Annotated in this window: 24 protein-coding genes; 18 read left to right on the top strand and 6 right to left on the bottom strand. The window is 67.1% G+C overall.

Annotated elements, in window-relative coordinates; all coding sequences use genetic code 11:
• Positions 1 to 7: 7 nt before the first annotated feature.
• The 11 genes from NL1_RS39010 to NL1_RS14605 all read left to right on the top strand — a co-directional run bounded on the left by NL1_RS39010 (position 8) and on the right by NL1_RS14605 (position 6,480).
• Complete coding sequence (locus tag NL1_RS39010; RefSeq protein ID WP_067839486.1) at positions 8 to 652, top strand: zinc-binding dehydrogenase; 645 nt, start codon at positions 8 to 10, stop codon at positions 650 to 652.
• A 537-nt stretch (positions 653 to 1,189) separates the two neighbouring features.
• Entirely contained in the window at positions 1,190 to 1,792 is a 603-nt protein-coding gene (locus tag NL1_RS14650) for a hypothetical protein (protein ID WP_067839483.1), read from the top strand.
• 5 nt (positions 1,793 to 1,797) lie between these two features.
• Entirely contained in the window at positions 1,798 to 3,012 is a 1,215-nt protein-coding gene (locus NL1_RS14645) for an SRPBCC family protein (protein ID WP_067839481.1), read from the top strand.
• Positions 3,009 to 3,407: a gas vesicle protein GvpJ gene (gvpJ, locus tag NL1_RS14640; RefSeq protein WP_067839478.1), complete on the top strand. Its 399-nt coding sequence runs from the start codon at positions 3,009 to 3,011 to the stop codon at positions 3,405 to 3,407. The genes NL1_RS14645 and gvpJ overlap by 4 nt, the downstream gene beginning before the upstream one ends.
• On the top strand, positions 3,407 to 4,204 hold the full coding sequence (locus NL1_RS14635) for a GvpL/GvpF family gas vesicle protein (RefSeq protein WP_067839475.1): 798 nt from the start codon (positions 3,407 to 3,409) through the stop codon (positions 4,202 to 4,204). Before gvpJ ends, NL1_RS14635 begins: the two co-directional genes overlap by 1 nt.
• 3 nt (positions 4,205 to 4,207) lie before the next feature.
• The gene (locus NL1_RS14630; RefSeq protein WP_067839472.1) at positions 4,208 to 4,465 is read left to right on the top strand and encodes a gas vesicle protein GvpG; all 258 of its coding nucleotides are present in this window, start codon (positions 4,208 to 4,210) and stop codon (positions 4,463 to 4,465) included.
• A 5-nt stretch (positions 4,466 to 4,470) separates the two neighbouring features.
• The gene (gene gvpO, locus NL1_RS14625; RefSeq protein ID WP_067839548.1) at positions 4,471 to 4,806 is read left to right on the top strand and encodes a gas vesicle protein GvpO; all 336 of its coding nucleotides are present in this window, start codon (positions 4,471 to 4,473) and stop codon (positions 4,804 to 4,806) included.
• Positions 4,803 to 5,195, top strand: a complete 393-nt coding sequence (locus tag NL1_RS14620) for a gas vesicle protein GvpJ (RefSeq protein ID WP_067839469.1) — start codon at positions 4,803 to 4,805, stop codon at positions 5,193 to 5,195. Before gvpO ends, NL1_RS14620 begins: the two co-directional genes overlap by 4 nt.
• A complete protein-coding gene (locus tag NL1_RS14615) occupies positions 5,188 to 5,979 on the top strand; it encodes a GvpL/GvpF family gas vesicle protein (RefSeq protein ID WP_067839465.1) in 792 nt (263 codons plus the stop codon). The genes NL1_RS14620 and NL1_RS14615 overlap by 8 nt, the downstream gene beginning before the upstream one ends.
• A complete protein-coding gene (locus tag NL1_RS14610) occupies positions 5,976 to 6,191 on the top strand; it encodes a gas vesicle protein (protein ID WP_067839459.1) in 216 nt (71 codons plus the stop codon). Before NL1_RS14615 ends, NL1_RS14610 begins: the two co-directional genes overlap by 4 nt.
• The gene (locus NL1_RS14605) at positions 6,184 to 6,480 is read left to right on the top strand and encodes a gas vesicle protein K (RefSeq protein WP_067839456.1); all 297 of its coding nucleotides are present in this window, start codon (positions 6,184 to 6,186) and stop codon (positions 6,478 to 6,480) included. The genes NL1_RS14610 and NL1_RS14605 overlap by 8 nt, the downstream gene beginning before the upstream one ends.
• 140 nt (positions 6,481 to 6,620) lie before the next feature.
• On the opposite strand, the gene NL1_RS14600 is transcribed toward NL1_RS14605, so the two are convergent.
• From NL1_RS14600 to NL1_RS14590, 3 genes are all read right to left on the bottom strand, one after another.
• Positions 6,621 to 7,598 (bottom strand): fumarylacetoacetate hydrolase family protein, encoded by a 978-nt coding sequence (locus tag NL1_RS14600; protein WP_067839453.1) that lies wholly within the window; start codon positions 7,596 to 7,598, stop codon positions 6,621 to 6,623.
• A complete protein-coding gene (locus tag NL1_RS14595; protein WP_067839449.1) occupies positions 7,595 to 8,377 on the bottom strand; it encodes a cyclase family protein in 783 nt (260 codons plus the stop codon). Before NL1_RS14595 ends, NL1_RS14600 begins: the two co-directional genes overlap by 4 nt.
• Before the next feature lie 90 nt (positions 8,378 to 8,467).
• Positions 8,468 to 9,541 carry an alpha/beta hydrolase family protein gene (locus tag NL1_RS14590; RefSeq protein ID WP_067839446.1) on the bottom strand — a complete coding sequence of 358 codons (1,074 nt, stop codon included), beginning with the start codon at positions 9,539 to 9,541 and terminating at the stop codon, positions 8,468 to 8,470.
• 125 nt (positions 9,542 to 9,666) lie between these two features.
• Between NL1_RS14590 and NL1_RS14585 the strand changes: the two genes are divergently transcribed.
• From NL1_RS14585 to NL1_RS14575, 3 genes are all read left to right on the top strand, one after another.
• Positions 9,667 to 10,251, top strand: coding sequence for a TetR/AcrR family transcriptional regulator (locus NL1_RS14585; protein WP_067839443.1), 585 nt, complete (start codon positions 9,667 to 9,669; stop codon positions 10,249 to 10,251).
• A 119-nt stretch (positions 10,252 to 10,370) separates the two neighbouring features.
• Positions 10,371 to 11,027, top strand: a complete 657-nt coding sequence (locus tag NL1_RS14580) for a HEAT repeat domain-containing protein (protein WP_067839440.1) — start codon at positions 10,371 to 10,373, stop codon at positions 11,025 to 11,027.
• A 15-nt stretch (positions 11,028 to 11,042) separates the two neighbouring features.
• On the top strand, positions 11,043 to 12,050 hold the full coding sequence (locus tag NL1_RS14575; protein ID WP_067839437.1) for a MerR family transcriptional regulator: 1,008 nt from the start codon (positions 11,043 to 11,045) through the stop codon (positions 12,048 to 12,050).
• 53 nt (positions 12,051 to 12,103) lie between these two features.
• On the opposite strand, the gene NL1_RS14570 is transcribed toward NL1_RS14575, so the two are convergent.
• Both NL1_RS14570 and NL1_RS14565 read right to left on the bottom strand, forming a co-directional pair.
• Complete coding sequence (locus tag NL1_RS14570; protein WP_067839545.1) at positions 12,104 to 12,883, bottom strand: enoyl-CoA hydratase-related protein; 780 nt, start codon at positions 12,881 to 12,883, stop codon at positions 12,104 to 12,106.
• A 127-nt stretch (positions 12,884 to 13,010) separates the two neighbouring features.
• Positions 13,011 to 14,132 (bottom strand): PucR family transcriptional regulator, encoded by a 1,122-nt coding sequence (locus NL1_RS14565; RefSeq protein WP_067839433.1) that lies wholly within the window; start codon positions 14,130 to 14,132, stop codon positions 13,011 to 13,013.
• A gap of 182 nt (positions 14,133 to 14,314) precedes the next feature.
• On the opposite strand from NL1_RS14565, the gene NL1_RS14560 reads away from it, so the two are divergent.
• Positions 14,315 to 14,692, top strand: a complete 378-nt coding sequence (locus NL1_RS14560) for a nuclear transport factor 2 family protein (protein WP_067839430.1) — start codon at positions 14,315 to 14,317, stop codon at positions 14,690 to 14,692.
• 109 nt (positions 14,693 to 14,801) lie between these two features.
• Here NL1_RS14560 and NL1_RS14555 read toward each other — a convergent pair whose 3' ends face one another.
• Entirely contained in the window at positions 14,802 to 16,394 is a 1,593-nt protein-coding gene (locus NL1_RS14555; protein ID WP_084510586.1) for an alpha/beta hydrolase, read from the bottom strand.
• Positions 16,395 to 16,671: 277 nt separating this feature from the next.
• On the opposite strand from NL1_RS14555, the gene NL1_RS14550 reads away from it, so the two are divergent.
• The 3 genes from NL1_RS14550 to NL1_RS39005 all read left to right on the top strand — a co-directional run bounded on the left by NL1_RS14550 (position 16,672) and on the right by NL1_RS39005 (position 19,558).
• Positions 16,672 to 18,375, top strand: coding sequence for a hypothetical protein (locus tag NL1_RS14550; protein ID WP_067839423.1), 1,704 nt, complete (start codon positions 16,672 to 16,674; stop codon positions 18,373 to 18,375).
• A gap of 302 nt (positions 18,376 to 18,677) precedes the next feature.
• Positions 18,678 to 19,268 (top strand): TetR/AcrR family transcriptional regulator, encoded by a 591-nt coding sequence (locus NL1_RS14545; RefSeq protein WP_067839421.1) that lies wholly within the window; start codon positions 18,678 to 18,680, stop codon positions 19,266 to 19,268.
• Positions 19,265 to 19,558, top strand: coding sequence for an alpha/beta fold hydrolase (locus tag NL1_RS39005; RefSeq protein WP_218024414.1), 294 nt, complete (start codon positions 19,265 to 19,267; stop codon positions 19,556 to 19,558). Before NL1_RS14545 ends, NL1_RS39005 begins: the two co-directional genes overlap by 4 nt.
• Positions 19,559 to 19,574 lie beyond the last annotated feature (16 nt).

Raw genomic sequence — 19,574 nt, 5'->3', positions numbered from 1 at the left:
CGACGGCGTGGGCGTCGGCGTCACCGAGTTCGCCGTCGGCGACAAGGTCATCGGCCTGCGCGACCGGCTCGACCTCTCGATCGGCACCTACTACGTCGTGCTCGATGCGACCGCGCTCGCGCCCGCGCCGCGCGGGCTGTCGGCGGCGGAAGCGGCGACCGTGCCGTTGAACGGGCTCACCGCGTCGCAAGCTTTGGATCTGCTGGACCTGCCGCCGGGTGGCACCGTGCTGGTCACCGGTGCGGCGGGCGCGGTGGGCGGCTTCGCCGTCGAACTGGCCGCGCACCGCGGTTGGCGGGTGGTCGCGCATGCGGACGAGGCCGACGAGGAATTCCTGCGCAAGGTGGGAGCCGAGTGGTTCGTCCCACGCACCGACGATCTCGCCGACGCCGTGCGCGAACTCGTCCCCGGAGGGGTGGACGCCGCGGTGGATGCGGCCGTGCTCGGCCTGCCCGCTCTCGGGGCGGTACGGAACCGCGGTGTCTTCGTCTCGGTGATCGCCGGTGCCGCGCCCACTCCCCTGCGTGGGATCACCGTTCGCGAGCAGTGGGTCGCCACCGACGGATCCGCGCTCGCCAGGCTCGCCGCCTTGGCGGAGCCCGGAAATTGTCCGCCCGGGTGGCCGACACCTTTCCTCTCGCCGATGCGGTGAAGGCCCGTCACCGCATGGCCGAGGGGAAACTCCGCGGCCGCCTCGTGCTGGTCCCCCTGAAACGGCGATTCGTCGATCCTGCCTCGCGGTCGCCGAGTTGCGCTGGCTCGCAGCGCTTTCCGGGCAGCTACAACTGCCGTGCGGCAGGTGAATGCGGGCGGGCACTGCCGAAGTTCCTCTCGTGAAACGAGATTCGGCGGCGGGTGATATAGACGGCCGGGCAGCAGGACCATAGCGTGACGGGCCGAGCGGAAACCATCTGGCTATCTTCCGGCTCACCGCGGGGGCGCTACCGTTCGCTCTCTCTCCTGATCGTCCAACCGGCGAGCCGGAGCGCGGGAGCTGTGCGATTCCTTCGCTGGACCGTTGCATGTTTTCGCAGTAGGAACGCGGTTACACCCTTCTCATATAGGGCGTAGCGTGCAAGTTTAGGGCCGCGACGTGATCCGACCCTCATCTCTGTATGCATGACGCTACAACTGAGCTCTGTTTCGCACGCTCGATGAGATGGAGTCGATGGCAAACCAGGAGTGACCAATGAAGTGTGGAGTGAGGATGGCGGCGGGGGTGGGGATCGGGTACCTACTGGGACGCACGCGCAAGATGCGACTGGCGTTGATGCTGGCGGGCGTGGGATTGAGCAGGCAGGCGGGAGGCCCGCAGGCGCTGCTGCAACGCGGGGTGTCGGCGCTCGGATCATCCACGGAACTGACCAAGATCACCGACACGGTGCGCGGCGAGCTGATGGAGGCCGCGCGGGCCGCGGCGGTCACCGCCGCGAGCCACCAGATCGATGCGTTGAACGAACGCCTGCAGCGTCAGCCCGCGGCGTCCGAGGCGGACGAAGACGCCGGCGAGGTGGAGAACCTGGACAAGGACGCTTACGCCGACGACGAGCGCGAACCCTCGGACGAGCTGGAGGAAGAAAAGGAATACGAAGAGGACACCGAACCCGAGAAGAGCAAGAGTTCGGCATCCTCCCGCGCACGACCGTCCACCCGTCGCCGGGCGACCGCATCACGCTCCCGGACACTGGCCACAGCGTCCGGCTCCGGGGAGCGTGAGCCGACGGCGGCCCGTAGGCGGCGCGCCCGCGCCGACACCGCCGACAGCGCGCCGGTGCGACGCACGAGGAGGTGAGGGCGATGCCCACGAAAGCTCTAGGAGACGTCACCCGCAAGGTCAGCAAGACCGCAACAGGAGTCACGAGCCAGGCCAAGAAGGCGGCCGCCCCTGCCACGCCGCAGGGACAGCTGCAGGACTCGTTGCGAAATCTCACGGAAACCATCGCCGAACGTGCTCTCACCAGGGTCGCCGGCCGGGTAGCCGGGACCGCCGATCGCCTCACCCAGGTGGCCGAAGGCGGCGGTGGCAACCTGTTGTCGGCGTTGACCGGCGTCGAGAAGCTCGCCGAAGGCAAATCACCGATGGGCGCTGCGATGAGCGCGGGCATGGACAAGCTCAAGCGCTCCGCCACCGAGAAGTTCCAGGACGTGAAGGAATCCCTGACCGGAGGCAAAGGTAAGGGCGGCGGCAAGAAGCTCAAGTTGACCAATATCGTCGAGCAGATCGACGTCGGTGTCCCGATCACCCTCGCCTACGACCAATGGACCCAGTTCGCGGACTTCCCGAAATTCATGAAGAAGGTCCAGCAAGTCGAGCAGGTCTCCGACGAGAAGCTCGAATGGTCCGGCAAGGTGTTCTGGTCCAAGCGGACCTGGAATTCCACCATCCTCGAGCAGGTGCCGTTCGAGCGGATCGTGTGGCGGTCGAAGGGCAACAAGGGCTACATCGACGGCGCGGTGACCTTCCACGAACTCACCCCCGATCTGACGCGGATCATGGTGGTGCTCGAGTACCACCCGGGTGGGGTCTTCGAAAAGACCGCCAACCTCTGGCGTGCGGCAGGCCGCCGGGTTCGACTCGAGCTCAAGCATTTTCAGCGTCACGTCATGATCGAGAGCGTGCTGAACCAAGACGACATCATGGGCTGGCACGGCGAAATCCGCGACAAGAAAGTGGTCAAGGACGACGAGACCGCCCGTCGCGAGGAGCAGGAGGAAGCCGAGGGCGAAGAACGCGACGAAGCCTACGAAGACGAGGAACGCGACGAAGACGAGGACGAGGAGACCGACGAAGACGTAGAGCGCGACGAGGACGACGAGGACGAGGAACGCGACGAGGCCGACGAGGAACGCGACGAATTCGACGAAGACGAGGAGGCCGAGGAAGACGAGCGCCCTGCTCGTCGACCCGCGGCGCGCCGCCGCACCACATCGACGAGTCGTCGCACCACGTCGGGGAGCCGGCGCGCCGCACCGGCACGCCGATCGACCTCGCAGAGGAGGCAAGAGGCATGACTATCGAACCCGCGGGTGGCGGGGCCGTAGCGACTCGCCCGAACGCTTCGGGCTTGGCCGACGTCATCGACACGATTCTCGACAAGGGACTGGTCATCGACGCGTTCGTGCGCGTGTCGCTGGTCGGTATCGAACTGGTGACCATCGACGCCAGAGTCGTGGTGGCCAGCGTCGACACTTATCTGCGATTCGCGGAGGCCGTCAATCGATTGGAAATCTCCGACACCGAGCCGAAGGGACTGCCCGACCTGGTCGGGGAGGTCGCCAGTGGCGGAGCCAAGCACAAGACCCAGGGCGCACTCGAGGCTGCAGGCGAGAAAGTCCTGAACTTCATGGACGACGTCGAGGCGAGGCGCCAGAAGCAGAGGCGGTCGTCGACACGCAAGGAGGATTGATGTCCACCGAACAAGCGACCGAAGCGCGAGGAAAAGAAGGCGCTGGGCGTAGCGCGGTGTACGTCTACGGCATCGTGCCCGCGGACGTGGAGCCCGAAGAGCATGCCTCCGGCGTCGGCGATCCCCCGCACGGCGTCAGTGTGGTGCGACACGGGGAGATCGGCGCGTTGGTCAGCGAGATCCCGACCGACCGCCCGCTCGGCACCCCGACCGACATGACCGCGCACGCGGAGCTGCTGGACGGCTCGGCCGCCGTGACACCTGTACTGCCGCTGCGGTTCGGAGCCGTCATGTCCGACGCGGAGGCGGTGGAGAAGGAGCTGCTGGAAGCCCATCACGACGAGTTCCGTGCGGCGCTGGAGGAGCTGGAAGGGCGCGCGCAGTTCGTGATCAAGGGTCGCTACGTCGAGAAGACGATCCTGCGGGAGCTGCTCGACGAGAACTCCGAGGCGGCTCGATTGCGCGACGAGATCCGTGACAAGTCGGCGGATGCCACCCGGGACGTCAGGATGGCGCTCGGCGAGATCATCAACCAGGGCATCGAGTCGAAACGCGCCCAGGAGACCCGTCGGGTGCTCGAGGCGATCGACGAGCTGGAACCCCTGGTCAACGAGCGGCAGCCGACCCACGAGCAGGACGCGGTGCACGTCGCGATCCTCGTCGAGCTGTCCAAGCAGGACGACCTCGAGGATGCGTTGGCCGGGCTCGCCGAGGAGTGGGACGACCGCGTGGACCTATCTCTCCTCGGCCCGATGGCGGCCTACGACTTCGTGATGAAGCGCGCACCGGAGGGCTGACCCGTGGGTTTGCTGTCGTCGATTCTCACGTTGCCGCTCGCTCCGGTCCGCGGCGTGATCTGGCTCGGTCAGATCATCCAGGACGAAGTCGAACGACAGCAGAATGATCCAGCGACCATGCGGCGTGAGCTCGAGGAGATCGACGAGGCCACGGCGCGCGGGCAGCTGTCGGAGGAAGAGCGCGCGCAGGCCCAGCAGGCCGTCCTCGACCGGATGATGCGCCCGAGCGGCGGCACGGCACCACCTGACGGGAAGGGATGATCCGAGTGAGCGCCAGGAAAGCGGACGACGACACGGAGGACAGCGGCGGCCGATCGGATCGATCGGGGTCCCGGACGGCCGCACAGGCCGCCGCGGCAGCGATCGCGCAGCTGACCGAGCTGACCTCGAAGGACGCCGAGGGGGCTACCTCGGCCGAGCCCATCGAGGAGGGCTGGCTGGTGGAGGTCGAGGTGCTCGAGGACCGTCGCATCCCCTCGTCGGCGGACATGCTCGCGCTCTACGAGGTGGAACTCGACCTGGACGGGAACCTGTTGGCGTATCGCAGAACCCGGCGTTACAGCCGCGGCAGCACCGACATCGGTGTCAGGGGTACGTCATGACTGTCGTGGGTAGCGGATCGTCGCTGCCGGAGCCGTACGGCGCAGGCCGCCAGTCGACGAACCTCGGCGACATCCTCGAGCGGGTCCTCGACAAGGGACTGGTCATCGCGGGCGACATTCAGGTCAATCTGCTCGACATCGAACTCCTCACGATCAAGCTGCGATTGGTGATCGCGTCGCTGGAGACGGCGAAGGCGGTGGGCATCGACTGGTGGGAGACCGATCCCTGGCTCAACAGCAAGGCCCGTACCCTCGAGCGGCAGGATCACGATCTCGAACTCGAGAACCAGAAGCTGCGCGATCGGATCGCGGAACTGGAGCAGCGAGATGTCACCCGCACGCCGATCGAGCGCGCACGCGAACCGCAGGAAGAGCGGGACCGTGACTGACGGCGACGGAGTCTGGCTGTACGCGGTGACCAGCGCCGAGGACCTCGGCGATGACCTGGGCGACCTGACCGGCGTGGCCGGGGAGGCGGTGCGCACGGTGGTATCCGGCGATCTCGCGGCGGTCGTGGGGTCGGTGCCGCTCGCGGTCTTCGGCGACGAGCCGCTGCGCCGGAATCTGGAGGATCTGACGTGGCTGGAGGCCACGGCGCGCGCCCACGATGCCGTCGTCTCCGCGCTGGCGCGACGGGGCACCGCCGTGCCGCTGCGCTTGGCCGTCGTCTTCCTGGACGACGACCGAGTGCGCGGCATGCTCGACGGACGCCGCGCGGCATTCGAGTCGGCTCTGAACCTGATTCGCGGACGCACCGAGTGGGGCGTCAAGGCTTACGGCGACCGCGCCGCGCTCACCGCCGCAGTGGCCGAGGCCGATCTGGCCCGGACCGAAAGAGGCGGCGCGGGCACGGCTTATCTGCTGCGGCGGCGCGCGCAGCTGTCGGCGCAGGAAACCGTCGAACGCGACGCAGCCGAGCGCGCCGATCGAATCCACGAACTGTTGGTCCGGCAGGCGGCGGCAGGTCGGCGTCAGCAGGTGACGGATCCCGTGCTGAACGGCCGCAAGGACTGGATGGTGCTCAACGGGACCTATCTCGTGGACGACGATCGTGCGGACGAATTCGCCTCCGCGGTCGAGGATCTCGGGAACCAGTTTCCCGGCATCCGGCTCGAGCTCACCGGACCGTGGCCGCCGTATTCGTTCGCGGGCGCGGAACGGGAGACGCCATGACGCGCACCGACAGCGAGCGACGCATCGCGCTCGTCGACCTGCTGGATCGGGTGCTGGCGGGCGGCGTCGTCATCACCGGCGACATCAAGCTCTCCATCGCGGACGTCGACATGGTTCAGATCTCGCTGCGGGCACTGATCTCCTCCGTCAGCGCCCTCACCCCGCTCGCGTCCGCGTCGCGCAGCGCATTGGAGCAACGACCGGATGACTGAATTCGACGGTATTTCACCGCGTATCGACACCGATCCCGAATCCGTCGAACGCGGGCTCGTCACGCTCGTGCTCACCCTGGTGGAACTCTTGCGCCAGTTGATGGAACGCCAGGCATTGCGTCGCGTGGACGACGGCGACCTGAGCGAGGCACAGATCGAGCGCATCGGCACCACCTTGATGCTGCTCGAACAACGCATGGCCGAGTTGCGCGACCACTTCGGCCTCTCCCCCGAGGATCTGAACATCGACCTCGGACCGTTGGGGACGCTGCTCCCGAAAGGTGAGTGAACCAGGTACGGCAGAGCGCCTACGGGTTGAGCCGATACCGGCCGCCGCCGAGGGAGCGTGAGCGAGAGCGGACCTCTATCGAGCGCTCGACTCCGCAAGTGGGGAGCGGCCTCGACAACCCCGTTGTCGAGGCCACTGCTTCATGGTTCGAGATCCTCTCGGGGCTCGCCACCGCCGAGATTCGGCGCTGACGTCGGCCTGCGGACGGCAGGCGGAACCGGGTGTGCGGGTGGTCCGGCGATCACCGTGTTGTGGATCGTGCCGATCCCTTCCACGGTCATGGTCACGGTGTCGCCGATGCGCAGCGGAGGCGGTTGCAGCTCGCCGCGCCATCCCCACAGCTCGGCGAGACAGCCACCGCCGCACGTGCCCGAGCCGAGCACGTCACCGGGCCGCACCCAGGTGCCGCGGCTGGCGTAGGCGATCAACTCGGCGAAGGTCCATGCCATGTTCGCCAGCGTGTCGCCGCCGATGCGGATGTCGTTGACGAAGACCTCCATGGCTAGGTCGTAGCGACCGTCGCGCTTGTAGTCGACGAGCTCGTCCGGGGTGACGAGCACCGGGCCGAGAGTGGTTGCGGTGTCCTTGCCTTTGGCCGGTCCGAGCCCGACGCGCATCTCCCGGCTCTGCAGGTCGCGCGCCGACCAGTCGTTGAGGATGGTGAACCCGGCGACATGATCGAAAGCCTCCTCCACCGACAGATTGAAGCCCGCGGCGCCGATCACGACCGCGACTTCCAACTCGAAGTCCAGCACCGCGCACCCCGGCGGGATCGGGACCGGCGTGCCCGAGCCGATCGCCGCGTAGGGGTTGGTGAAATAGAAGGCAGGCGCTTCGTACCAGGCGTCCGGTACCTCGCCGGTCCCGGTGACCGCGCGCAGCGAGCCTGCCGTGTGTTGTTCGAAGGTGATGAAATCGCGGATACTGGCGACCGGGAAAGGCACTGCCACAGAGCCGGTCTCGTCCCAGGGCAGCCGCCGAGCGCCCGACTCATGGCCCGGGTCTGCGGTCGCGAGGACTTCGAAGACGTCGGCGGACTCCGCGAGCAGGTCGATGCGATCACCGTCGACGAGGCCGTAGCGCCGGACACCGTCGACGAGCAGGGAACCGATCTTCATTCCGCTGCCTCGTCGAAGATCGCCACCGCGCGAGTCCATCCCGCGGAAGCCCGGTGGATCTTCACCGGGAAGCACGCCACCTGGAATCCGTGGGCGGGAATCGATTCGAGGTTGCCGAGCTTCTCGATGTGGCAGTATCCGATCTCGCGTCCCGCGCGGTGGCCTTCCCAGATGATGCTCGGGTCGTGGTCGGCGGCGTAGCGCTGGGCGGTGTAGGGAAACGGCGCATCCCAGCTCCAGGCGTCGGTGCCGGTTACACGCACGCCCTGGCGGAGCAGGTGCAGCGTCGCCTCGCGGCCCATACCGCAGCCGGTGATCACGTAGTCGTCGTGGCCGTAGCGGCTGCCCGCGCGGGTGTTGACCAGGACGATGTCGAACGGCGCGAGGGTGAATCCGATGCGGTCCAGTTCCCGATCGATATCGCCGGGGGTGACGACGTAGCCGTCGTCGAAGTGCCTGAAGTCGAGTTTGACGCCGCGCCCGAAACACCATTCGAGCGGGACCTCGTCGATGGTGATGGCTCGTTTGCCGCCGTCCATCGTGGACGCGTAGTGGTACGGAGCGTCGAGGTGGGTGCCGTTGTGGGTGGTCAGGCGGATTCGTTCGATGGCCCACCCTTCCCCGTCGGGCAGGTCGTCGGCTTGGGCGCCGGGAAAGAACTGCAGCATTTCCGCACGCGTCTGCCGGTGGTCGAAGTAGTCGATCTCCGGCAGATGTCCCGGCGGGTCGGAGGCGATACCTGCCTGCAACGACACGGACAGGTCGACAATTCGTCGCATAGGATTCCTAATCGATTCGGTCGGAATGGGATTCGGGTCGAGACAATTCGCCGACTCGGGTGATGCAGTCGTCGAGGATGTCGGTGCCTATCACGAGTGTGCCCTTGCTGCAATGGTTTCGAGGGTGTGCTCGAACCAGTCGAACATCATCGGAATGACTTCGGGCAGTTTGGTGACCGCGCAGTGCCCGGTGCCGGGGATCAAATGGACGTCGGTGTCGCGGCGGCCCTGGAATACCAGGGTGTCGTGCTGGGGGACGTGAACGTCGTCGGCGCCGTTGACGATCAACATCGGGGCGTTGAGGTCTTGGTCGAGCAAGGGGCGAAGGGAGAACGTGGCCAATCGCGCGGACAGTTCATCGCGTGCGGGGCGCTGGTCGAAGCCCAACGCGTTGCCGACGATGCCGTCCATCCCGAAATGGCTCAACCCGGTGCCAGTGAAGGCCGCTTCGACGGGCCCGCCCAGGACAACGGCGGCGTCGACCTCACCGGCCAGGCCCGAGCGCGCCGAGTAGTGTCCGCCCATCGAGATGCCCAGGTGGGCAACGACTCCGTTACCGAGGGTGCGTGCGTGGCCGATGAGGCCGCGCACGACTTGGGCGCCGCCGTCCGAGGTCATCGGGATCGCCGATTCGCCGGTGCCTGCGATGTCGAAGGCGAGTACTCGCACCCCGAGGCGCACCGCGGCCGCCACGAACATTGCGTGCAGGTCCATCTTCCAGGTATCGACCCCGCCGCTGGCGAGAAGCACCGGCGCGTCCGCGGGTAGCCCCGCTGGGGCGAGAACGTGCACCGGTACCGCGGTGGTGGTGTCGCGGTAAGGGACTTCCAGTACCTGGCGGTCGAAGTCGACGCCGAAGCCGGGTGCGGCGAGTCGGTATTGGGTGAGTTGGTTGGCCAGCGCGGCGCGTTTGGCGTCGTCGGCCAGGGTCGGGAACTTCGCCCACCCGTAGGCGAGCACGGCCAGGTCGTGTCGGCCTTCCTCGGCGTAGCGGGCCGCCAACCGCGACCACTCGTGAACCCAGCCGCCGGGCGCGTCGGGCCACATGTCGGTGATCGCGGCTCGTACCGCGTCCACATCGGCGGCGGGCACGCCCGTGTTGACCATTTGCGGATAGCGCTCGCCGAAGAGCTCGGCGGGATCCAGCGGCCAGTGAAACGACATCGCGACTCCTTTGACGCCCGTTGCCTTAATGCAAATTACTTGCGTTTAAGGACGCTACGGCACCCAGCTGTCTTAACGCAAGGTTTTTGCATTAAACTCCCGGAGGTGCGTGAGAGAGTGGTCCGATGACCGACCAAGCAGTGCGGCGCCGCACCGGCGGCCGATCCGCCCGCGTTCGCCAAGCCGTGCTGGACGCAGCGCTGCAAGCACTGGCCGAGCACGGCCCCGACGGGGTGAGCGTCGCCGAGATCGCCCGCCAAGCCGGAGTGCACGAAACCTCGATCTACCGCCGGTGGAGCACTCGCGAGCAGCTGGTCATGGACGCCCTGCTCGCCTACAGCCAGCGCGAGCTGCCGGTTCCCGACACCGGGACCCTGCGGGAAGACCTGCTCACGTTCCTCGGATCGGTTGCGACCTACCTCGACAGCCCGCTCGGCAAGGCGCTCGCGCGCGCGATGGCCGCTTCCGACGACGACGAAACTCTTGCCGCCAGTCGCGCGGGGTTCTGGGAATCCCGGTTCGAACTGGCCCGCGTCATGATCGACCGCGCCATGGATCGCGGCGAACTGCCCCGGGACACCGACCCGATGCTGGTCCTGGAACTGCTCATCGCGCCACTTCACTTCCGTGCCTTGCTGACCCGCCAGCCTCTCGATGATGACCACGCCGAGCGGGTGGTCGACGCCTTGCTCCGCGGAAAGACTCACTGACCCGGCGGTCCCCACTGTTCGGGGTGGAGACGTCACGCGTCTCGGGCCGAAGTCCCGGCCGTGACTTGACCTTGACACTGTGACAAGGACTTGAGTGGTCGACGAAGGAGGTGGTTGTCGTGAACACAACCAACCACGGTGAGCCGGACGCTCGCCTCGTCGATGCTCTTGCCGGTGCCGATTCGTCGACCCGACTGCGGGCGGCGCTCTCGGCCGGCACGCTGGGCGATCCGCGTCTCGCGGAGACCCTCGTCGCCCGGTGCGCCGTCGAACCGGACTTCTTCGTCCGGGACATGCTGACCTGGGCGCTGTGCCGGTTGCCTGCCGAGATCACGGTATCGAGGCTGCTCGAGGAGCTCGGTTCCGACACGACGCAGGCCCGCAGTCAGGCGCTGCACACCCTGTCCAAGATCGGCGACCGGACCGCCTGGCCTGCGGTGTCGACACTGCTGCACGACGAACACGACGAGGTCGCACTCAGCGCGTGGCGGGCCGCCGCGGTGCTCGTTCCGCCCGGCGAGGAGGGTGTGCTCGCCGCCGACATGGCGACCGCCCTCGGACGGGGCGACCACCATGTGCAGCTCAGCCTGAGCCGTGCACTGGCGGCACTCGGAGAGGCCGTCGCACCGGTCCTGGATTCCGCCATGGCAAGTTCCGATCCACGTGTTCGCGCTCATGCGGAGGCCACCGAGCGGCTCCGTCGCGACCCCGACAGCGGGTTCACCCTCTCGCTCGAGATGGCCAAGCGCGTCGCCGTGACCGGTCCGGACGCATAGAAGGAGGACGATGGAATGTTGATCGGTGAGGTCTCGCAGCGCTCCGGCGTCAGCACCCGCATGTTGCGCCACTACGACGCACTGGGGCTGGTGCAACCGACCGGCCGCACATCCGGCGGTTACCGTGAGTACTCCGCCGACGACATCCGTCGCCTCTTCCACGTCGAGTGCCTCAGGACCCTGGGGCTGTCACTGAACGAAGCCAAACGGGCGCTGGACGAGCCCGGCTTCGCGCCTGCCGAATTGGTGGGAGAGCTCATCCGGCACACGCGAGTGCGGATCGCCGCGGAGCAGGAACTGCTCGGCAAGCTCGAGCGCATCGACGCGGCCGCGCCTGCGCAGTGGGGGGACGTCATGAGCATCGTGACACTGTTGCGCGCGCTCGAATCGGAGTCCGGAGCGCGCCGTCAACAAGCGGTGCTGTCACAGAACGAGGGCGCGTCGCTGCCCGTCGAAGCGCTGGTCGAGGCGGCGCTGTCGGAGGACGACCCGAATGTCGCCGGAGCGCTGCGGTGGTCGCTGGCGAGGGCAGCCGGTGCGGGGTTGACGGAACTGGCCGTCGGTCTGGATTCGGCGGTGGTCGAGGTCCGGCGCCGTGCGACTGTCGCGATAGCGGCAGTGCCCGCCGCGGAAGCAACGGTGCTGCTGATGAGGGCTCTCGACGACGGCGAGGCGATAGTGCGAGACCGCGCTGCCCTGGCTCTCGGCTCCCGGCATGTCGCCGAGGCGGTGCCTGCCCTCCTCGAGATGGTCGTCGAGGGGCGATCCGATGTCGAGGCCGCCGAGGTGCTGGGATTGCTGGCGGAGGTCGCGGCCGCTACCGACGACATCGTCCGGGCCATGCGGGACAAGCTCGACAACACCGACGACTCGCCCACGCGTTTGCGGATCACGCAGGCGCTCGCGGAGATTCCCGGCGCTGCGGCACGGGAGGCTCTCGCCGAGCTGACCGACGACGGCGACCGGACGATCGCGGCGACCGCGTCTGCGATCGCGCACACTCGAGACCGCCGGAAACGGTAAGGCGTCCACGATTGACCACACGCGGACTCGAGGCAGTTGCGACACGACTGTCTCTAATCGCGCCAAACGGGTGGGCGTTTCGCTAGGAAGGCCGCCATCCCTTCGCGGGCTCCGGGAAGTTGAGCGGCCGCGGCCATGACTTCCAGGGCGAGGGTGTAGGCGTCTGCTTCGGGGCGGTCGAGCTGGCCGTAGAGGGTGCGTTTGCCGAGCGCCTTGCTGGCCCGGCTGCCCCGGGTGGCGCGGGCGAGCAACTCGTCGACGGCGGTGTCGAGCTCGTCGTCCGGCACCGCTCGGTTGATCAGGCCCCACTGTTCGGCGGTGCGGGCATCGATCGGGTCGCCGGTGAGGGCCAGTTCCATCAGGCGTTTACGGCCGACGGCGCGGGCCACCGGTACCGCGGGGGTGTGGCAGAACCAGCCACCCTTGCCGCCGGGAAGCGCGAAACCGGCCGATTCCGCGGCGACTGCCAGATCGCACGAGGCGACCAGCTGGCAGCCGGCGGCGATGGCCAGACCGTGTACCCGGGCGATCACCACCTGCGGCACCGACTGAATGGTCGACATGAGTTCGGTGCACAGCGTGAGCAGTTCCCGCACGCCGAGCAGGTCGCGCGCGGCGACATCGGCGAAATCATGTCCCGCGGAGAACACCGGACCGTTCGCCCCGAGCACTATCCCGGTGGCGTCGGTCTCGCCTGCGGCCCGGAACGAGGCGAGCAGTTCGGCCAGATGCTCGCCCGACAGCGCATTGCGCCGATCCGGCTGGTTCATGGTGATGCGCACCGTGTCGCCGTCCCGCGCGACCATCACATGCTCATACTCCAAGGCGGTCATATCTCCACCGTAGATCTCTGCGCGCAACGACACGACAATCCTCGGTCGGCTGGACATCGGAATTTCGGTCGTTCTGGTCTCAGCGAGAAGCCTCTGCGCGACAGGGCCCGGACATGGCTGACGTCGTTCAGGACCTGTCGCCGGGTGACTGAAGCAACCGTGTTTGCAGCGCCAGATACAGCAACGCCGCATCGGCAGGCACCGCGAAGGCAGCACCGGTGAGCCGCTCTATTCGCTTGAGACGGTGCAAGACCGTGTTGCGGTGCAGGTGAAGACGTTCTCCGACCGCCGACGTGGAGCCGCCGAGTTCGAACCAGGCCAGGGCGGTCTGCACGAGAGCATCGGCCTCGTCGGGATGGAGTCGATCGAATGCGGCGAGCGCATCCGAGAGGACGTCCGCGGCCAGTCCGGGGTTTGCCGCAATCAAAGCCCGCACCGGTGACGAGGAATAGGTGTGGATGCCAGTGTCCGCCGGGCTGAGACACCGGAATGCGAGGCGCGCCTGGTCGAGTGCGGTAGGCGTGGAGACGAGGTCGGTGAACGGTCTACTCGCACCGGCTCGCGCCTGCACGGTACAGAGTGCGCGGTCGAGCGTGGCCGGCGAGACTGCGGCGGCAAGGGTTACTCGATCGTCGGCGAGAAGGGTGCGGACGGTGGTGACTCCGGTCGCGGCGAGGCGAATGTCGCCGACCACGACGACGAACGTGCCTCGGGCGGGCAGGTGCATCCTTCTGCCCAGGTCCTCGCGCTGCGTCGGCGGGAACCCGGGATCGAGCAGCGCCCGCAGCAACCGTTGATCGGGTTGTTCGGCCCCGACGACGACCACGCGCCGGTAGGCGTCGGCCGCCGCGACGGAGTACTCGTCGACGGTGGCCCACATCAGCGTGGACAGCTGGGGCAGGGCAAGGCGGTCGTCATGGTCAGCGCGTTCGACGATGACCGCCCAGAACGCCAAGCCCGCGAGGCGAAAGGCGTGCAACAGGCTGTCCAGCGGGATGCCTCGCTCGGCCTTGAGGCGTCCGGCTCGGCGAGCGGGCTCGAGTGAATACGGGGCCCCGGCAAGGGCATCCAGCAATGCCGCGAGGCTGTCGGCCACGAGGGTGGCCAATTCGTAGTGATCGAGCGCGGCGTCGTCGTAGTCGCCGTCATCCTGTTCGATTCTGGCAGTGACCATCTCGGAGATCGCAGCCAAATCGGAGCGCAGCTCGCGAACGAGGCGCGGGTGCTCGGCGTGCGTGTCCTGGGTCACTGCCGTCAACCTAGCGTGCATTGTGCGTGCGCACAACGGAGGTGTTCGAAGTGGAGGCGTGCGCCCGTCGCCACGATGGACGACTCCCCGCGACACTGAACTCCAGCATCCAGAGTGATTCTCGCAGAACACCTCTCAGGTCACATCGACGACAACTTGTACAACGATCGGAGTTGCCCACCATGACGACTGCCACTCGCGAATTGTTCGAGCGCTACCACGCTTGCTGGGCAGACCGCGACCCAGACCGAATCGTCGAGCTCCACACCGCCGACTCGGTGTTCCACCTGCACTCGGGCCAGGAACCCGCCCGAGGCCGCGCCGCCATCCGCGAGGCCGCAGCGGGAACGTTCGCCCTGGTCCCCGACCTGACATTCGACCTCATCTCGTTGCGCGTCGGAGACGATTTCTGGGTGGTCCAATGGCAGCTGACCGGAACCTCGGCAACCGGCAATCGCGTGTGCGTCGACATCGCGGACTTTGTCCTGGTCGAAGACGGCGCGGTCAAGGAGAAGCACTCCTACGTCGACGGGGTCGCCATGCAAGCCGCGCTGAAGTGAAAGCGATGTTGCAGCCGACGAGGTCGGCGAGGACTGGTGCGGGGATCTCACAGGTCGCCCAGAGTTCCCGCAACGCTCAGTCTCCTGAGCGCCACTAATCTTCGGACACTCAGGCGAACGGGATCGTGTCAGGGTCGCAGGTCGCGCCCTCGGCGGGCAGAGTGCCTGCGGTCAGGTAGTCGGAGACCGCGCGGACGCCACAGCTCGACTGCTGGGTCACGATGTGACCGATTCCCTCGTGAATCAGCACCCGGCTGCCGTCGAGCCGCCGGGCGACATCGAGCGCGCCGGCCAGGGGCGTGGCCGGGTCGAACCGGCTGTTGAGGATCAGCGCGGGGGTGTCGGTCCGCACCTCCCACGGGCCGGTGTATCGGTCCGACGGTGCCGACTGCCAGAACGCGCACATGCTGGTGCCGTAAGCCCGCAGTGTCGCGAAGCCCGGTGCGATGGCCTCGCGGCGTTGCGCGCTCGCCCACCACGCGGGAGCGAAACGCGGCAGCTGGTCGTCGTTGCAGGTGAAAGCGCTGTAGGGGCCGTCCAACAGCGAGTAACCGCGGTCGAGTCCGCCCGCATCGATCTGCTCGATCACGAGCCGAGCCAGCTCGGCCGCCTCGGTGTCGGTCGGGGCGGTCGACACCCGATAGGCGAGGTGCAGCAGCCGGTCGGGACCCGACTCACGCCACAGCCACGGTTGATACAGCGCACCACCCAGATAGGAGACGAGCTTGGCGTAGGTGAGCGAGGTCCTGCCGCCGTCGGGCGCGACGAGCGGTATCGGGTGCTCCCGCAGCTCGGCCAGCAGGACCGGGAAGGCCCGCACCGGATCGTCGACGGCGAAAGCGCAGGACTGTCCCGCGGCGCAGAGGCGGAGCGCTTCGTTCATCGCCTCTGTCGTCGCAACATCGCTACCGGTTCGTTCCGACGGCACCGAATCGATCGGGCCGGTCGAAGCCCACACCGGATTGAGCACGCTGTCCAGAACGAACGAACCGACCTGGTGCGGAAACAGATTCGCGTAGACGAGGCCGAGCGCGGCGCCGTAGGACTGACCGAGGAAGTTCAGTCTCGGCTCACCGAGGGCCGCGCGGACCAGGTCGAGATCTCGTGCGACCGCCGCCGTGGTCAGGTGGTCGAGCAGGGCACCGTAGCGTTGCCTGCACGCCGCGGCGAACTCGGCGTCTCGGGCCGCGCGCACCGCGGCATCCTGCGGGTTCATCGGAACTGTCGTGGCATCGGCGCCGAACGAGGCGACGGCTGCGGGTGTATCGAAGCAGAGCACCGCCGGCGTGGCGAAGCCGATGCCGCGCTGATCGACCGCGATCACGTCGTAGCGATCCCAGACCCGGTCGTCCCAGGGCGACGGCAACGCACCGGAAACCAGGCCCGCCAGATATCCCGACGACGGATAACCGGGCCCACCTCGATTGATCACGAGGCTGCCACGGCGCTGCCCAGGATCACGCGCGGGAGCTTTGAAGAGCGCGATCCGCACCGTGGCGCCGCCCGGCGCGGCGTGGTCCATCGGCACGTCGAGGGTGGCGCACTGCAACCGCTCCAGACCTGGAATCTGGTCGATCACAGCGCAATTGGCCCAGTCCAGCGCGGGCTGATCCGCCTCGGCCGTACCGACGCTCACCAGCGTGCTGGCCACCATTAGCACCATCGCGCCGATCGCTCGGCACCACCCCCGAACTCCGCCCATTCACCGAAAGTACCTCACACCGAACGCGTTTCACACTTCTCGACCAGACCATCGCCGGGCTGCGGCCACTGCCGATCGACCTGCGGATGTCCGGGTCGCAGCGATGACGCTTCGACGACCTGGGCGTTGCGACATGCGACGAGGTCGGCAGCACGACTGGACACCTCTGCGGGCGGCCGCCCTTCGGAAGCGGCATCGGGTCGGTAAAGCACCGGATCCTGAGCCGCCATCCGACTCGACCCCGACACGGTGCGAGGCCTGCTAGTAGATTGCGGAAGTGGCGACGATCGACCTGGACAGGCTTCGGGCGCTGATTGCTGAACACTCGGTAACGCAGCAGTGGTGGAGGCTCCGCAGCGAAGCAGCCGAGTTGCTGGACGACGCGCGCGGGCTGGCCAGCGATGTGGAACCGAGGGTACGGCAGCAGACTTGGGATGCGCTGGATCGGGTTGTCGACGATGGGAATCGAGACAACTTCTTCGCACTGCTGATCAACGGTCTCGACACGGAGCAATTCCGGAGACTGCTGACCGACGCCGATCCCGAGATCCGACGCCGAACACGGTGGATGGATACCAGGGGGACAGAAGACGATCCTTTTGTCGTGCTGACGCTGGATCTGCTGGCAGATGAGCGCTTCCACTATGCCTGGCCCGATTGTATCGAGGTGTTGCGCCGATCGAGTTTCTTCGACGATGTGGTCGCTGCGCTGGCACAAGCGCCGAAAGGCGGTCTGCGTGCGCGGCTTTGGGTCATGCTCGGACTTCCGGCCGAGACTCGGGTGCCCGAGTTCCTGCCCGAGCAATCGCCTGCGGCGGTCGTCTCCTGTCAGTTTTCCTGGGATTGCGTTTCCCAGGATTGCGGTGATGACGTTGTCGCACACCAGTGTCGGCACCTGCCCGTTGTTGTGGCGCTGCTGGGCAGTTCGCTCGAAGACGTCCGGCAGCAGGCGATATCGGCTCTGTCGGTGTTCGGGCTAGGTGTGGTGGGTGCGTTGCAGTCGGTGCCGCGGTCGGACCGGTTGGCGCGGCGGGCGGCGTTGACGATGCTGGCCGAGTTCGGGTGGAACCACCTGCCGACGGACGATCTGGTGGTGCTGGAGCGGTTGATCCGGATGAAACAGAAGCTCGAGACACCAGAGCCGCTGGATTTCGAGGACTTGTCCGGATCGTGGTACGCGTTGCCGACCACCGATCAGGCCGCAGTCCTGGACGCCTTCGATCTGCGCGACCCGGTTCCCGCGACGCTGCGGATGGGATTCGCGCCATGGCAGGGGACAAAGCCGCTGACGATTCGCGCCCTCTATGACTGGACCGACAACGTCGACGTGCAGGAATACCTCAGGGATGTCTACCCCCAGGTGTTCGTCACCCCGGCACTGGATGGCTGGACCTTGGTGTTCTACAAGGACGACACACTAGGTGGAAATCCGGATGCGCCGTCGGCGCAGAAGCGGTTCGAGATGCACCTGCGCATGGAGCAATTGAGCATGCGGTTCGGAACAGCGCAGTGGTACGAGCAATTCGTCGACGACTACGCGCCGGGGTGTTGGAGTCAATGGTGTGTCGCTCGGGACGGTGAAATACGCATGCATTGCGTATCGTCCGGCGATCTGGGGATCTACCGGTCCGGCGAAGTCGATCCGACCGCCCCGCTGGATCGGTTGTATGCGTGGCTGGAAGCCAACGACCATCGACGCGGGCCGCACCCGCCACCAGCGGAGACCGATCGCGTCGAGGCGTATGTGAAGGTGCTGCGAGAGCACTCCGATGAGCGTCATGCGCCCGACGATGACGACGAACACGATCTCGATATGGCAAGTCCCCTGCAGGATCAGGTATTCGGTGCGCGAGGAGCTTCGCGGCGACTGTCGGTGAATCTGGAAGCCCTCGGCCCGCACACTCGTGTCCAGGGCACCGGAGTTCTGGCCATACCAGCCCACCTGCAACACCGACGACGCCGCGGCGTACTACCGATCTAATAGTGTGCTGCGCTGGGGGTTTCGCTGGCGACATCCTGCACACCCTCAAGGCCGCAGACGTTTTCGGTGGTACGGCCGCTGCCACCACCGCAGTACGGTCACACGGCCGATCTCGGGCACTGGCAGTCGTCAGGTCGCCGCCTCGGCTACCCCATGGGTATCAGCCCTGGACATCACCCGCCCGCAGGCCTGGTGTCCGTACCTAGTTTGCGGTTCCCCGTAGCAATAGCTGTCTTGGGCCTGGACAGTTAAACCTAGAGCCTCTAGGCTAATTCCTAGAGATACTAGGTTTGGAGTTGACGATGGCACCACGCGCCGGTCTGACCGCGGACCGGATCACCCGCGCCGCGGCGGATCTCGCGGATCGAGTCGGTTTCGACAACATCAGCGTGTCGGCGCTGGCCAGGCAGTTCGGCGTGAAGGACGCGAGCATGTACTCGCACGTCGCGAATCTGCGCGAGCTACGCTCCCGCGTCGCGATCCTGGCGGCGGACGAGAAGACCCGTTCGATCGCCGACGCGGTGGCCGGGCGGTCGGGCAAGGACGCCTTGGTCGCCTACGCGGGCGCGTACCGGGACTACGCGTTGCGCTGCCCTGGCCGCTACGCCGCCACCCAAATTCCCCTCGATCCCGAGTTCGTCACCGATGCGCCGGGTTTCGTGCGTGCCGTCGAGCTCACCTACGGCATGTTGCGTGATTACGGCTTGACCGAGCCCGCGCTCACCGACGCGGTCCGGCTGCTGCGCAGCACTTTTCACGGCTTCGCCACGCTGGAGGCGGCGGGCGGGTTCGGCCATTCCCGTCCTACCGACGAGTCCTGGGCCGCGATCCTCGACGCCCTGCACACCGCGCTCACCCACTGGCCGACAGCCGACGAGAAAGCGAATTCATGAGCACCCGAACCCAGCCCGCCGCCGCGACCCTGCGCGTGCCCGGTGCGACGCTGCACTACGAGACCCGCGGTCGCGGCCCGATCCTGCTGCTCCTGCCGGGCAGCGGTGGCGACGCCGTGATCTTCGACCCGATCGCCGACACCCTCGCCGAGCACTACACCGTCGTCGCGATCGACCCGCGCGGCTACTCCCACAGCACTCTCGACTCCCCTACCCCGGTCGACCAGCGCGTCGACGTGCAGGCCGACGACGCCCTTTCGTCTGCTCGAACACCTCACGCCCGCAGGTGAATTCGCGTCGATCTTC

It is taken from the genome of Nocardia lijiangensis NBRC 108240, from assembly GCF_001613045.1.
Taxonomy (GTDB): domain Bacteria; phylum Actinomycetota; class Actinomycetes; order Mycobacteriales; family Mycobacteriaceae; genus Nocardia; species Nocardia lijiangensis.
Note: the sequence above shows the minus strand (reverse complement) of the source record. Positions and strands in the feature narration are given on the sequence as shown.

What these genes read in the sequence shown, in the direction of transcription:
- NL1_RS14650 (WP_067839483.1), top strand. Translation starts at nt 1,190, where the DNA reads ATGAAGTGTGGAGTGAGGATGGCGGCGGGGGTGGGGATCGGGTACCTA.
- NL1_RS14645 (WP_067839481.1), top strand. Translation starts at nt 1,798, where the DNA reads ATGCCCACGAAAGCTCTAGGAGACGTCACCCGCAAGGTCAGCAAGACC.
- gvpJ (WP_067839478.1), top strand. Translation starts at nt 3,009, where the DNA reads ATGACTATCGAACCCGCGGGTGGCGGGGCCGTAGCGACTCGCCCGAAC.
- NL1_RS14635 (WP_067839475.1), top strand. Translation starts at nt 3,407, where the DNA reads ATGTCCACCGAACAAGCGACCGAAGCGCGAGGAAAAGAAGGCGCTGGG.
- NL1_RS14620 (WP_067839469.1), top strand. Translation starts at nt 4,803, where the DNA reads ATGACTGTCGTGGGTAGCGGATCGTCGCTGCCGGAGCCGTACGGCGCA.
- NL1_RS14610 (WP_067839459.1), top strand. Translation starts at nt 5,976, where the DNA reads ATGACGCGCACCGACAGCGAGCGACGCATCGCGCTCGTCGACCTGCTG.
- NL1_RS14605 (WP_067839456.1), top strand. Translation starts at nt 6,184, where the DNA reads ATGACTGAATTCGACGGTATTTCACCGCGTATCGACACCGATCCCGAA.
- NL1_RS14600 (WP_067839453.1), bottom strand. Translation starts at nt 7,598, where the DNA reads ATGAAGATCGGTTCCCTGCTCGTCGACGGTGTCCGGCGCTACGGCCTC.
- NL1_RS14595 (WP_067839449.1), bottom strand. Translation starts at nt 8,377, where the DNA reads ATGCGACGAATTGTCGACCTGTCCGTGTCGTTGCAGGCAGGTATCGCC.
- NL1_RS14590 (WP_067839446.1), bottom strand. Translation starts at nt 9,541, where the DNA reads ATGTCGTTTCACTGGCCGCTGGATCCCGCCGAGCTCTTCGGCGAGCGC.
- NL1_RS14585 (WP_067839443.1), top strand. Translation starts at nt 9,667, where the DNA reads ATGACCGACCAAGCAGTGCGGCGCCGCACCGGCGGCCGATCCGCCCGC.
- NL1_RS14575 (WP_067839437.1), top strand. Translation starts at nt 11,043, where the DNA reads ATGTTGATCGGTGAGGTCTCGCAGCGCTCCGGCGTCAGCACCCGCATG.
- NL1_RS14570 (WP_067839545.1), bottom strand. Translation starts at nt 12,883, where the DNA reads ATGACCGCCTTGGAGTATGAGCATGTGATGGTCGCGCGGGACGGCGAC.
- NL1_RS14560 (WP_067839430.1), top strand. Translation starts at nt 14,315, where the DNA reads ATGACGACTGCCACTCGCGAATTGTTCGAGCGCTACCACGCTTGCTGG.
- NL1_RS14555 (WP_084510586.1), bottom strand. Translation starts at nt 16,394, where the DNA reads ATGGGCGGAGTTCGGGGGTGGTGCCGAGCGATCGGCGCGATGGTGCTA.
- NL1_RS14545 (WP_067839421.1), top strand. Translation starts at nt 18,678, where the DNA reads ATGGCACCACGCGCCGGTCTGACCGCGGACCGGATCACCCGCGCCGCG.
- NL1_RS39005 (WP_218024414.1), top strand. Translation starts at nt 19,265, where the DNA reads ATGAGCACCCGAACCCAGCCCGCCGCCGCGACCCTGCGCGTGCCCGGT.